Origin of the sequence: Candidatus Pelagibacter sp. HIMB1746 (assembly GCF_052047555.1) — a bacterium.
Lineage (GTDB): Bacteria > Pseudomonadota > Alphaproteobacteria > Pelagibacterales > Pelagibacteraceae > Pelagibacter.
In genome coordinates, this window is record NZ_JBNAJZ010000008.1 from 1 (window position 1) to 10955 (window position 10955).

Annotated in this window: 13 protein-coding genes, 2 tRNA genes and 1 pseudogene; 12 read left to right on the forward strand and 4 right to left on the reverse strand. The window is 26.4% G+C overall.

The window, feature by feature from the left end:
- The 4 genes and pseudogenes from ACTTBM_RS07855 to ACTTBM_RS07870 all read left to right on the forward strand — a co-directional run.
- Positions 1-563 (forward strand): annotated as a pseudogene (locus ACTTBM_RS07855) (AAA family ATPase); the annotation flags it as partial.
- On the forward strand, positions 556-2097 hold the full coding sequence (metG, locus tag ACTTBM_RS07860) for a methionine--tRNA ligase (protein WP_440635446.1): 1542 nt from the start codon (positions 556-558) through the stop codon (positions 2095-2097). The pseudogene ACTTBM_RS07855 and the gene metG, both read left to right, overlap by 8 nt.
- Positions 2090-2851: a TatD family hydrolase gene (locus ACTTBM_RS07865; RefSeq protein ID WP_440635447.1), complete on the forward strand. Its 762-nt coding sequence runs from the start codon at positions 2090-2092 to the stop codon at positions 2849-2851. Before metG ends, ACTTBM_RS07865 begins: the two co-directional genes overlap by 8 nt.
- Positions 2852-2856: 5 nt before the next feature.
- Positions 2857-3627 (forward strand): MBL fold metallo-hydrolase, encoded by a 771-nt coding sequence (locus tag ACTTBM_RS07870; protein WP_440635448.1) that lies wholly within the window; start codon positions 2857-2859, stop codon positions 3625-3627.
- On the opposite strand, the gene ACTTBM_RS07875 is transcribed toward ACTTBM_RS07870, so the two are convergent.
- Genes ACTTBM_RS07875 through ACTTBM_RS07885 form a run of 3 tightly spaced genes read right to left on the reverse strand, consistent with a single transcriptional unit; the run spans position 3622 to position 5822 of the window.
- Positions 3622-4164: a glutathione peroxidase gene (locus ACTTBM_RS07875; protein WP_440635449.1), complete on the reverse strand. Its 543-nt coding sequence runs from the start codon at positions 4162-4164 to the stop codon at positions 3622-3624. The two genes, ACTTBM_RS07870 and ACTTBM_RS07875, sit on opposite strands and share 6 nt — an antisense overlap.
- On the reverse strand, positions 4161-5342 hold the full coding sequence (gene nhaA / locus ACTTBM_RS07880) for a Na+/H+ antiporter NhaA (protein ID WP_440635450.1): 1182 nt from the start codon (positions 5340-5342) through the stop codon (positions 4161-4163). Before nhaA ends, ACTTBM_RS07875 begins: the two co-directional genes overlap by 4 nt.
- 6 nt (positions 5343-5348) lie before the next feature.
- Positions 5349-5822 carry a zinc-ribbon domain-containing protein gene (locus ACTTBM_RS07885; protein WP_440635451.1) on the reverse strand — a complete coding sequence of 158 codons (474 nt, stop codon included), beginning with the start codon at positions 5820-5822 and terminating at the stop codon, positions 5349-5351.
- A gap of 94 nt (positions 5823-5916) precedes the next feature.
- Here ACTTBM_RS07885 and ACTTBM_RS07890 point away from each other — a divergent pair.
- The 8 genes from ACTTBM_RS07890 to ACTTBM_RS07925 all read left to right on the forward strand — a co-directional run bounded on the left by ACTTBM_RS07890 (position 5917) and on the right by ACTTBM_RS07925 (position 10252).
- Positions 5917-5993, forward strand: a tRNA-Pro gene (locus ACTTBM_RS07890).
- Between the two features lie 5 nt (positions 5994-5998).
- Positions 5999-6280, forward strand: a complete 282-nt coding sequence (locus tag ACTTBM_RS07895) for an ETC complex I subunit (RefSeq protein WP_440635452.1) — start codon at positions 5999-6001, stop codon at positions 6278-6280.
- Positions 6281-6283: 3 nt separating this feature from the next.
- Positions 6284-7276, forward strand: a complete 993-nt coding sequence (locus ACTTBM_RS07900) for a putative transporter (RefSeq protein WP_440635453.1) — start codon at positions 6284-6286, stop codon at positions 7274-7276.
- A complete protein-coding gene (gene glpX, locus ACTTBM_RS07905; protein ID WP_440635454.1) occupies positions 7276-8223 on the forward strand; it encodes a class II fructose-bisphosphatase in 948 nt (315 codons plus the stop codon). The genes ACTTBM_RS07900 and glpX overlap by 1 nt, the downstream gene beginning before the upstream one ends.
- Before the next feature lie 41 nt (positions 8224-8264).
- A tRNA-Glu gene (locus ACTTBM_RS07910) sits at positions 8265-8339 on the forward strand.
- Positions 8340-8434: 95 nt separating this feature from the next.
- Positions 8435-8854, forward strand: a complete 420-nt coding sequence (locus ACTTBM_RS07915) for a WbuC family cupin fold metalloprotein (RefSeq protein ID WP_440635455.1) — start codon at positions 8435-8437, stop codon at positions 8852-8854.
- Entirely contained in the window at positions 8847-9971 is a 1125-nt protein-coding gene (locus ACTTBM_RS07920) for a DegT/DnrJ/EryC1/StrS family aminotransferase (protein ID WP_440635456.1), read from the forward strand. The genes ACTTBM_RS07915 and ACTTBM_RS07920 overlap by 8 nt, the downstream gene beginning before the upstream one ends.
- Entirely contained in the window at positions 9968-10252 is a 285-nt protein-coding gene (locus tag ACTTBM_RS07925; RefSeq protein ID WP_440635457.1) for a hypothetical protein, read from the forward strand. The genes ACTTBM_RS07920 and ACTTBM_RS07925 overlap by 4 nt, the downstream gene beginning before the upstream one ends.
- On the opposite strand, the gene ACTTBM_RS07930 is transcribed toward ACTTBM_RS07925, so the two are convergent.
- Positions 10249-10955: hypothetical protein (locus ACTTBM_RS07930; RefSeq protein WP_440635458.1), on the reverse strand; the 707-nt coding region annotated here is incomplete at its 5' end. The genes ACTTBM_RS07925 and ACTTBM_RS07930 overlap by 4 nt on opposite strands.

Genomic DNA, 10955 nt, shown 5'->3' on the forward strand with positions numbered 1-10955 from the left:
GATTTGTTTTAATAGATAATATAGAATTATTAAATTTGAATTCTATTAATGCATTACTAAAAGTCTTAGAGGAACCTAATGAAAATATTAATTTTATCTTAATTAATAATAATAAAAGAGTTTTACCAACACTTAAATCTAGATGTTTAAATTTCAAAATTTTTTTAACGAATGATCAATCTATTGAAATTGTTAATAAATTAATAAACGATGATGTTTATAATTTTATAAATCAAGATTTAATAAATTACTTTACAACACCTGGTAAATTATATGAATTATTGAAACTTGCAGAAAACTTTGATTTAGATCTTAAGGATTATAATTTAAATACTTTTTTGCAAAGTTTAATATCAAGTAAGACTTACAAAAAAAACAAACCCTTTATTCAATTAATGTATTCTTTTATTGAAGTTTATTTTAGAAACAATATATCTACGAAAAATATTAAATTATTTCACCTTTATCATTATTTTTTAAAAAAAATTAATGATACTAAAATTTATAATTTAGATGAAGAGACATTATTTATGGAATTTGAAGATAAAGTTTTAAATGGATAAAAATTTTTATATTACAACACCTATTTATTATCCATCAGCTAAACCTCATATGGGACACGCTTACTCAAGTATAGTTGCTGATTTTTTTGCAAGATTTAAAATTATTGATGATTTTAAAGTACATTTTTTAACCGGAACAGATGAGCATGGTTTAAAAATTCAAAGATCAGCTGAACGAGCAGGGGAGACTCCTCAAAAATTTTGTGATCAAATAAGCAAAACTTTTCGAGATCTTTCAGATACTCTAAATTTATGCAACACTGATTTTATTAGAACAACCGAAGAGAGGCATAAAAAAACAGTGCAATATCTTTGGTCTGAACTTGAAAAGAATGATGATATTTATCTATCAAATTATTCTGGTTGGTATTCAGTATCAGATGAAGCTTTTTATAGCGAAGATGAGATAGAAGAAATAGATGGTAAAAAAATAGCTATATCATCAAAATCACCTGTCGAATGGATTGAAGAAGAGTCGTATTTTTTTAGACTCTCAAAATGGGAAAAACCTCTTTTAAAATATTATAAAGATAATCCTGATTTTATTTATCCAGAGTCTCGACGAAATGAAGTTATTAGTTTTGTAAAAAGTGGTCTAAAAGATCTATCAGTTAGTAGGAAAAGTTTTTCATGGGGAATACCAGTTCCAAGTAATAAAAATCATGTAATTTACGTTTGGCTAGATGCACTTACAAATTATTTAAGCGCACTAAATTACCCAAATAAAGATGATGAATTATTCAAAAAATTTTGGCCTGCATCAATACATTTAATTGGCAAAGATATACTTAGATTTCATGCTGTTTATTGGCCAGCTTTTTTATTAGCTGCCAAGATTGAAGTACCAAAAAGAGTTTATGGTCATGGTTGGATTTTATCCGGAGAGGAAAAAATGTCCAAATCTAAAGGGAATATTTTGGATCCATTAGAAATAATTGATGAGTATGGGTTAGATCCATTAAGATATTATCTAATCAAAGAAGTTTCTTTTGGCAATGATGGTAATATTTCTCAAGATAGATTAGAAGATTGTATAAACAGTGATTTAGCAAATAATTATGGAAATTTATGCCAAAGAGTTACTGCTTTTGCGATCAAAAATTGTGGTGGAAAAATACCTTCCGAAATTAAATTTCTTGATGAAGATTTATTTATTTTAGACAAGTATAAAAAAAATTTAGATAATATTAGATCTAAAATTGATCATCAAAATATTAACTTTTATATAGACTATATTGTTAATTCTCTTTTTGAAGCCAATAAATATTTTAATGATCAAGAACCATGGAAAAAGAAAGATGATCAAATTAGATTAAATACAATTGTCTATACTACATTGGAAATTGTTCGAAAAATAAGTTTCTTATTATATCCAATTATTCCAGAGTCTTCTTTAAAAGCACTAAAAATTTTTGATATCAATAAAGATCAAATAAAATTAAATTCACTTGCAGATAATGAGTATTTAACCAAAGGAAATAATATTAATAAAATTGATATACTATTTAAAAAAATAGAAAAAAATAATGATTGATTCTCATTGTCACCTAGATCACGAACCTTTGTTAAGTGATTTAACAAATGTTTTACAAAGATCAAAAAATGTAGGCATTGAAAAACTATTAACAATATCAACATCTTTTGAAAGTTTCTCTAGAGTTAAGGAACTTGTTAATAGAGATGAGATGATTTATGGCACAATTGGAATCCATCCACATGAAAGTTCTACAAACATAATTACTGCTAATGAAATTATTGATAACTTAAAAAATAACAAAAAAATTATAGGTATTGGTGAGACTGGATTAGATTTTTATTATAATAATAGTGAAAAAGATAAACAAATCGCCAGTTTCAAAGAACATATTCAAGCATCAATAAAAACTAATGTTCCTCTAATTGTTCATTCAAGAAATGCTGAAGATGAAACATTTGAAATTCTAAATCATTATAAAGATGAGAATATTAAAATTTTAATGCATTGTTTTACCGGTTCAAAAGAATTTTCAGAAAAATTATTATCTTTAAATTCTCACTTTTCTGCTAGCGGAATCATTACTTTTAAAAATTCAGTTGATTTACAAGAGACATTTAAATCGATTCCGGTTGAAAATATTTTAATTGAAACAGATAGTCCCTTTTTGGCACCAGTTCCAAACAGAGGAAAAAAAAATGAACCATCATTTATAGATTTTACAGCTGCAAAACTTGCTGAAATAAAGAATATTTCTAAAAAAGAATTGATAGAACTAACTACTAATAATTTTAATAAACTTTTTTTTAATTAAAAAATATGAAATTTATTATTTTAGGCTGTGGTAGTTCAATGGGTGTGCCAAGACCAGATGGTTTTTTTGGAAATTGTGATCCAAATAATAAAAAGAATTTTAGAACAAGATGCTCAGCTTTATTGAAAACTACTGATGAAAATATACTAATAGATACTTCTCCAGATTTAAGAGAACAACTTTTAAGACATAAAGTTAAAAAAATTAATAAAGTTCTTTTTTCACATATGCATGGAGATCAAACTCATGGAATTAATGACTTAAGATCTTTTTATATAAATAGCAGAAAACAAATTAATGTTTATGCAGATAAAGATACTTCAAAATATCTTAAAAATTCATTTTCATACATTTTCAAAAGTTACTCAAAAGAATATCCAGCAACTTTGAATTTAAATAAATTACCAAAAAAAATATATACAAAAAATAAGAATAAAAAAATTGATATTCAATCTATTAAAGTAGAGCATGGCAAAGTAAATTCAAATTGTTTTATTATTGATAAAAAATTAGCTTATATCAGTGATGTAAGCAAAATTTTTGAAAAAGATTTTAAATATTTTAAAAACTTGAAATATTTAATAATTGATTGTTTGTGGTACAATTTTCATCCATCACATTTCAATTTGGAAAATTCACTTAATATAATCAGAATATTTAAACCTAAAAAAGCTATTCTAACAAATTTATCACCTGTGTTAGATTATAAAGTACTTAAAAAGTTATTACCTAAGAATGTTTTGCCTGCTCATGATGGTTTAACTTTAGAACTATAAAATATTTTCAATTGATTTAATCAACTTTTTTGACATTGGTTTAGTAAAAGATGCAAATGTATCTTCAACTTTTCCTTCTTTATTAATTAAAATTTTATGAAAATTCCATTTTGGAACAGCAGATTTACCATGATTATCTTTTGCCCATTTGAAAAGTTCATGAGCATTTTCTCCTTTAACTTCTGTGATTGTTGTTAGTGGAAAATTGATATTAAAATTTACTTCACAGAATTCTTTTACTTCAGAATTATTTTTTTTTTCTTGATTAAAAGAGTTTGAGGGGACTCCAAGAACAACTAAACCTTTATTTTTATATAAATCCCATAATTCCTGTAATTCATCATATTGTTTGGTAAAACCACAAAAACTAGCTGTATTGACTACCAGAATAACTTTATCTTTGTATTCTTTTAGATTTATTGTTTCACCTGATATGCTTTCGATTGAGAAATCATAAAACTTTTTTTCATAGTTTGCTGTTGCTGAAGTTTTAAAAAAAAACATAACTATAGAAAGTACAAATATTACTTTTCTCATTTTTTGGGTTTATTTGGAGTAAGTAATATTAAAAAATAACCAAATAAAGTGGATAGTAATGAACCAGTCAAAACACCTATTTTTACACCATCCATATATTGCATGTTTTCAACGAAAGCTAAATTTCCTACAAACAAACTCATTGTAAAACCAATACCAGTAAGAACTCCAACTCCATAAAAATTATACCAACTTGTATCGTTTGGCATTTGAGCAACTTTTAATTTTATTGATACATATGAGAAAACAAAAACACCAAGTTGTTTACCCAAGAATAGACCAAGCACAATACCTAGTGGAACCTTATCCAACAAAGAAGCAAAAGATAAACCCTCAAGAGAAACACCTGCATTTGCAAATGCAAATAAAGGCATTATTCCAAAAGCAACATAAGGACTAATTGCGTGTTCTATTTTTATTAATAAAGAAAAATCTTTATCCTTTTTTCTATGTGGGATTGTCATAGCCAATAAAACACCAGCAATCGTAGCGTGGATACCTGAGTTATGAGTAAAATCCCAAAGGAAAAGTCCAACTACCAAATAAGGTAAGAATTTTTTGATATTAAATTTATTTATTAACAACAAAACAATAAAAGCTAACAGCATTAATGTTAAATACTTAATGCTTAAATCTCCAGAGTAGAATAGAGCAATTATTACTATTGCTCCTAAATCATCAATTATGGCTAAAGCTGTTAAAAATACTTTTAAAGATAAAGGAACTCTTTTTCCAAGTAATGACAAAACTCCTAAAGAAAAAGCTATATCTGTGGCTGATGGAATTGCCCATCCATTTAACGTTTCGCTATCGCCTAAATTAATAAAAACGTAAAATAATGCAGGAACTAACATTCCTCCTACAGCAGCTATTATTGGCAGTAAAGCCTGTTTAATATTTGAAAGTTCACCTTGTAGAAATTCTCTTTTTATTTCTAATGTGACAAAGAAAAAGAATATAGCCATCAAGGCGTCGTTGATCCAATGTAATACAGATAATTTTAGACCAAAATTATTAATACCTATAAATAAATATTTATTTAAAGTAGCAAAATATAAATCTGCTAATCCTGAGTTACTTATAAATAATGCAATTACAGCAGCAAATAAGAGGACGAGCCCGCTTGCAGCTTCTAATTTAAAAAACCATCTAAAAGGTTTGGATATATAATTAATCATAAAATTTTAAGTTAGGTCTATAATAAATAGTTTGATATCTTGCAATGTTTCAAAAAGGTTGAATAATATTATTTCCAATCCAGGAAATACATTAATTAGAGGAGTTTTAAGCGTATCAACAAAGATAATTAATGCAACAAAAGATATGATAAAAACTATCAAATGAGAAAATAATTTAGATTTTTTACCTGCAGATTTTTCAACAGTTTTTGGGTTTTCTACTTCTATTTCAGCATCAATTAATTTTTCTTTTTTTAATGGTTTGCTAATTTCTAAATTTTTTTCTTTTACCTCATTATCTTGTTCTGTTTTATCTGCAGAAATATTATTATTTAATTCTAATGGAGTTTCACCTTCATTTTGTGGTTTATAAAACCAAACTCTTTCACATGATCCACATTGTAGCTCACGTCCTTCATTAGGAATTAACGAATTGTCAATTTTGAATTGTTTCTTTTCACAAGGACATGTAATTATCATGCCTGGTTATATATCAGATTTTACTCAAAATTCTTTTAATTTAGGCTTCTTTATACATTGAAATTATCAATAACTATTGTATTAGTACTTCGAACGGAGTGTAGCGCAGCCTGGTAGCGCATCTGGTTTGGGACCAGAGGGTCGCAGGTTCGAATCCTGCCACTCCGACCATCGTTATGAAAAAAGCAATTATTTACATTCCCAACAAAAACCCAATGCAATCTGGATTGGCAAAAAATGACAAATGGGTATTAGAATTTAAAACTAATGATCCAACAAAAAATCCTTTGATGGGTTGGGAAAGCTCATCTGATACTTATACGGAATTAAAATTAGAGTTTTCATCAAAAGAGCTAGCAATCAATTATGCAAAAAAAAAGAAAATAGAATTTGAGTTAATTGAACCTAGAAAAAGAAAAACAGTAAAAAAATCTTACGCTGATAATTTTCTAAAATAAAAAATGTTTAGATTTTTCACTCAAAAACATTGGTTGTTGTGGTCATGGATTGGTTCAGCATTAATTTTATCATCGCTTTGGATACAAGTTAAAATTGATGTAAAAATTAATGAATGGTTTGGTCAATTTTACGATATGATTCAAAAAGCCTTAGGCGCACCAAACTCTATTACTATAGAAGAGTATTGGGCAAGCTTATTATCTTTCATAACTTTGGCTGCTATGTATGTAGGTGTAGCAGTTGTTGTTAGTTTTTTTACTTCACACTATTTGTTTAGATGGAGGACTGCAATGGTTGAGTGGTATCATAGCGTATATGATAAAGCTCGAAAAATAGAGGGAGCTGCGCAAAGGGTTCAGGAAGATACAATTAAATTTTCAAGAATAATGGAGTCACTTGGAACAAGTTTAATTGAAGCTTTAATGATACTAGTTGAATTTATGCCGATTTTATTTGGTTTAAGTGTTGGAATTCCAATTTTTTTCTTTGGTGATTGGGATTATGGATTGATAGTAGGTGCTTTAATCTGGTCAGTAGGGGGGACTATTTTTTTAATTATTCTTGGTTTAATTTTAAGGTTAGTAGGTGTTGAGTACGATCTACAAAAAAAAGAAGCAGCTTATAGGAAAATACTCGTAATTGCAGAGGATGATGGAACCATTCGTCCAAAAACTATTGAAGAATTGTTTGATGGTGTAAGAAATATTCATTTCTTAAGTTATATTAGATACTTATATTTCAATATTGGTAGAATTGCATACTTACAAGCAAATGTATTATCAGCATATGTTTTTTTAGCACCGGCGATTGTAGCTGGAGCTGTTACACTTGGTGTAATGCAACAGATAATTAGAGCTTTTGGTAGAGTTGAAGGTTCTATGCAATATATATTAAAAGCATGGCCAACAATAATTGAGCTTGCAAGTGTGTATAAACGTTTAAGAGAATTTGAGTCCAAAATTATAAATGAAGAATTAATTGATAAAAAAGCCTAATGGCCATAGATAAAAAATTTATAGATCAGTTTGTTAATGTAACATCAAAAGCAGCAATAGCTTCATTTAATTTTGTTGGTAAGAAAGATAAAATTGCAGCAGATAAGTCGGCTGTAGATTCTATGAGATCTGAGTTAAATAATATGGATATAAAAGGTCAAATAGTAATTGGTGAAGGTGAGCTAGACGAAGCTCCTATGCTGTATATTGGTGAAAAACTTGGCAACAATAATGGTCCTGAACTTGACATCGCTGTAGATCCATTAGAGGGAACTAATTTTGCTGCCAACAATCTTCCAGGCGCCTTATCGGTAATTGCAATTGCTGAAAAAAATAATTTATTTAAAGCTCCCGAAACTTATATGGAAAAAATCTCAACTAAAGTAAAAGAAAAAAATGTTGTTGATTTAGATTATTCAATTAAAAAAAATATTTTTAATTTGAGTGAATACTTAAACAAAAAACCTGAGCATTTAACTGCATGTATTTTAGAAAGACCAAGACATAATAGAATTATTGCAGAATTAAGAGATTTAAAAGTCAAAATTAAATTTATATCTGATGGAGATGTATCTGGAGCACTATTGGTAACAGATGAAAAATACTCTGTTGATATATTTTTAGGAACAGGAGGAGGGCCTGAAGGTGTCTTAGCAGCAGCTGCATTAGATTCTTATGACTGTGGTTTCCAAGGTAGATTTTTATTCGTGACAGATAGAGACAAACAAAGAGCTAAAGAAATGGGTATTAATGATCTTACAAAAAAATATGATTTAAACGAAATTATCAAAGGTGACACAATATTTTGCGCAACTGGAATCACATCTGGTGATTTAGTTTCAGGCATAAAAATTGAAAAAGACAAATTTATTTCAGAAACTTTAGTGACACATAAAGACTCAAGGCTTAAAAAAGTCGTAAAATTAAATCAAAAATTAATACGATAAGCTTGATTAATCTTCTTTTTTACAATAAAAAGCAGCAATTCGGTCCCTTCGTCTATCGGTTAGGACACGTGGTTTTCATCCTCGAAAGAGGGGTTCGATTCCCCTAGGGACCGCCATTTACATATTAGAAGTAATCAACTAGTTGTCATTTTTATCAATTTTTTATTTAATTTTTTATTAACATCTATTTATATTGATCATATAAATTAAAATGTTCTATTCGATTAAAAATATTAAAGTTAATAATGAAATTGTAGCTAAAGTTTTTAAGTATAGAAAAAAAAAATTTAAAGGTATAAAATTTTTCACTCCCAATACTGATAATTTACAGGTTGGTCTCATGTCTCATCCAAAAGGGCATATCATACAACCTCATTTTCATAAAAATACAAAAAAAATTATCAAACATATGTCAGAGTTATTAATTTTGTACTCAGGAAAATTACAAGTTTTTTTTTATAATAAAAAAAATAAAAAAATAAAATCAATAATATTAAATAAAAAAGATATGATTTTATTAATCAAAGGTAGTCACGGTTTTAAAACTTTAAAAAAAACTGAGATGTTAGAAATTAAACAAGGTCCTTTTTTAGGAGATAAAGACAAAATAAGGTTGAAGAACTTTGGATAAGTTTATTCCAGTAAATGAACCAAATATTGAAAAATCAGATATTCAATCTGTACTAAAAGTCTTAAAGAGTGGCTGGATATCAGCAGAAGGAAATAATGTTAAATTATTTGAGGAAAAATTTTCAAAATTTATTGGTCATAAATATGGTATAACTGTTTCTAATGGTACAGCGGCATTAGAAGTTGCAATTCAATCACTAAATTTACCTAAAGATAGCGAGGTAATAATCCCTAATTTCACAATTTTTTCAAATGCTATTGCTTGTTTAAAAAATAATTTAAAAATAAAACCAATAGATTGCAATAAATTTGATTGGAATATGAATATTGAGTTAATTTTAAAAAATATAACAGCTAAGACCAAGTTGATCATAGCAACTCATATTTATAATTATCCTATTCAAATTGAAAAACTAGTTAAAATTTGTAAGCAAAAAAAAATTATCTTAATGGAGGATGCTGCTGAAAATTTTGGTCAAGTTAATAAAGATAAAAAATATGGAAGTTTTGGAGATATAAGTACTTACAGTTTTTATGCGAATAAACAGATAACTACTGGTGAAGGTGGAATGATAACTACTAATTCTAAAAATTTATATAAAAAAGCTTGTAATTTAAGAAATTTATCTTTTGGAAAAATAGACAGATTTAATCATGATGATATTTCATCTAACTATAGAATGTCTAACATTCAGGCAACACTAGGTTTGAGTCAATTAAAAAGAATAGACAATATAGTTAAAAAAAGACATCTTATAGGAAGACAGTATCACAAATATTTAAGTTCAAACAAAAATATATTTATACCTAATCCTACAAACAATAATTTAAAAAATATATATTGGGTGATTGGAATTTTAATATTAAATACTAAACTAAATATGAATGCCAAATATGTTATGAAAAAATTGAAGGAAAAAAATATTGGAACAAGACCTTTTTTCTGGCCGATGCACAGACAAAAAATGTTAAAGAAAATGAGTTTTTATAATTCAAAAAAATTTCCAAATTCAGATTATATTAGTAAATATGGATTTTATTTACCATCAAGTTTAAATTTAACAAAAAATAAAATTAAATATATTTCAGAATGTGTTAATGAAATTATATCCAAATGAACTTTTATAAAAAAGCAATTTTTTCATTTATACTGGTAGTTTTTTTCTTTGTAATAGCTGTTAAAATAGTAGAACCTGTAATAGACAGACAAATTAAAAATTCAATATCAGATAAAAAATTATCTGAAAAACTTAAAAAAGAACTACAGAATAGTGTTGAGGATTTTACACCAGAAAAAAGGGAATTTTATAAACAAATAATTAAAAAAACTTATAAAAAATGGAAGCCTGTTATAGATGAAGCATTGAACGAAGCTAAAACGGAGCTAAATGAAAATTAGTAACATTTTTTTGGAAAAATTAATCTAAACTCCTCATCTATTGTTTTAAATGTTTTTTTATAAATTTTTTTTATTTTATAATTATCGGAAAATTGAATATTCTTTTCGTTATTTTTATGGGTGATAATGTAAATTGAATTATCAGTAATTTTTTTTTGGATTTTATTTTTTAAATTTTTATCAAAAATATCATTTAATTTATAAAGGGAACTGTCTAAATAAAATGGTATTTTTTGCAATGTTTTGTCGCCAATTAATATATATAAAAATGTATCATCTGAAAGATTAACACCAGATATATCATTACAATTATTTTTGATTAGATTTATTGTATCATTGTAATTTTTAATAAATGTCCAATAATTTTTTTCCCATATAAAATATTTGAAGTATTTATAGTTATTGCTACTAATTTTATTTTCTTTGTTTTGAAGAAATTTAACGCTTTTAAACTTTCCTTCAGCATTTTTTGAAAATTTCATATCATAATTAAGCAAGCTAAATAATGATAAAAAACCAAAGATAAAAATACATATTATCCTATTTTCATCAGATTTAATTTTTTCATAAATTATAGCAAAACTAATAATTCCTAAACTTAAAGAGCAAGATAAATACATAAATGTTTTAACTTGAGCAAAAAAATTAAGAGAAAAAATAAATAATATTATAGAAAAAATTTTAATCTCTTTAGTCGTAATTT